Source organism: Roseisolibacter sp. H3M3-2 (assembly GCF_029211165.1).
GTDB lineage: Bacteria > Gemmatimonadota > Gemmatimonadetes > Gemmatimonadales > Gemmatimonadaceae > Roseisolibacter.
Genome location: NZ_JARGEK010000605.1, coordinates 1 through 1,756, shown reverse-complemented (window position 1 = coordinate 1,756; position 1,756 = coordinate 1). Strand labels below are relative to the sequence as shown.

Annotated in this window: 2 protein-coding genes; one reads left to right on the top strand and one right to left on the bottom strand. The window is 79.3% G+C overall.

Translation table 11 applies throughout. The features are described 5' to 3' along the window. Nucleotides 1-74: 74 nt before the first annotated feature. Nucleotides 75-821 carry a response regulator gene (locus PYV61_RS25010; RefSeq protein ID WP_275836600.1) on the bottom strand — a complete coding sequence of 249 codons (747 nt, stop codon included), beginning with the start codon at nucleotides 819-821 and terminating at the stop codon, nucleotides 75-77. A gap of 201 nt (nucleotides 822-1,022) precedes the next feature. Between PYV61_RS25010 and PYV61_RS25005 the strand changes: the two genes are divergently transcribed. After that, a partial coding sequence (locus PYV61_RS25005; RefSeq protein ID WP_275836599.1) for a hypothetical protein occupies nucleotides 1,023-1,756 on the top strand: 734 nt, incomplete at its 3' end.

The following is a 1,756-nucleotide window of genomic DNA, read 5'->3' as shown; positions in this document are numbered from 1 at the left end:
CTCGAGGCGCCGCACGCATGAGCGCGAGGCGACGCGCGCGCGACGCCGCCGCTCGCGATCGCCGCAGGATCGTCTCAGCCGCCCGCCGGCGTCGGCCCGCCGCCGCGGTGCGCGGCGGTCGCGGCGACCACGTTGCCGAGCGTGCGCGCCACCTGCCAGCGCGACTCGACCTCCAGCCGGGCGAGGACGCGCTCGGCGTGGTTGCGCGCGGTGAAGCGGCTGATGCCGAGCCGTTCGGCGATCTCCGGGTTCGAGCGACCCGCGGCGATCAGGAGCGCGACCTCCGCCTGCCGCAGCGTCAGCCCGCACGCGTGCACGAGCCGCTCGGCGGTGAGCGGGACGGCGTCCGGCGGCGGCACCGACGCCGCCCGCCCGACGGCCGGCGGGGGCGCCGCGACCGGCGCGGGCTGGGCAGACGCCGCGGCGCGCTCGCGCGCGGCCCGCTCGGCCATCGCCTCCACCCGCGCCAGCAGCTCCACCGTGCGGAACGGCTTCGTGACGTAGTCGTCGGCGCCGTGGCGGAACCCCTCGACCTTGTCCGAGTCGGAGTCGCGCGCCGAGAGGATGAGGACCGGGCACCACTGCCCCTCGGCGCGCAGGCGCGACAGCAGCGCCAGCCCGTCGAGCCCCGGCAGCCCGAGGTCGAGCACGATGATGTCGGGCGGCTCGGCGCGCACCATGGCGAACGCCTGGCGCCCGTCGCTGGCGACGCTCGCCCGGTACCCCTCGCTGCGGAGGTTCGCGCGGAGCGCGTCGGCGAGGTCCTCGTGGTCCTCGACGATCAGGATGCGCAGGGTCGGGCTCACGTCGGCGGCGGGCACCCGGCCCAATCTGGCCGGCGGCGGCGGGGCGGCCATGGGTCACCGCACCATGGCGGCGACCCCGGTCCCGGGACACCCCCGGGCGCCCGCCGGCACGCAATGGGTGCGTGACCCATGGGCCGGCCGCCCGCGGCGGTGCATGTTGCAAGATCCCGGCGCCGCGGCGGCGTCCGCGGCGCGGCCCCCCCGACCGGCACCCCGGTGCGCCTCGCACAGCTGCGACAGACCCTGCGCTCCGCCGTCGAGCGCCGCGGGCGGGAGTCGCTCGCCTGGCTCGCCATCGGCGGCACGCTGGCGGCGATGCTCGTCACGGCGCACCAGGTGCGCGAGGGGTGGGCGCAGCGCCGCCTCGCGGCGGAGCGCGCCGTGCGCGACGAGCTGACGACGGCCGCGGTGCTCATCGGCACCGAGGCGGCGCGGATGAGCGGGCTGGAGCTGCGCGCGCTCCTCTGGCCGGCGCTCGGCACCAACGGGTGGCCGAACCCGCGCCCGCTCACGCTCGACGCCTTCGCCCGCGCCGGCGCCGGGCAGTTCGCCGCGATGAGCGACGACCGCGGCGCGGCGCGCCCCGGCTACTTCCGCCTCGCGCGGCGCGCGCGCGGGGAGTGGACGGCCGAGCTGCGCGGCGAGCTGGCCGCCGACTCCCTGTACGCGCGCGTCGTGCTCGACGAGGTGCGCCGCTGGACCCGCCGCGTGGACGTGGACCGGCCGCTCGTGCGCATCGGCGTCCTGCGCCCGGTCGTGCGCGGCGCGCCGGTCGTCGTGGCGATGTCGCCGGAGCGCGGCGCCGACGGACGCGCCGTCGCGCTGTTCGGCGTCGCGTACTCGCGCAGCGAGGCGCTGCGCACGCACGCGCGCCACGTGCTGCGCGGCGCCTCGCTGGTGCCCGCGCCCGCGCGCGAGCCGGACGGCGCCGAACGGCGCGACCGCGGGCG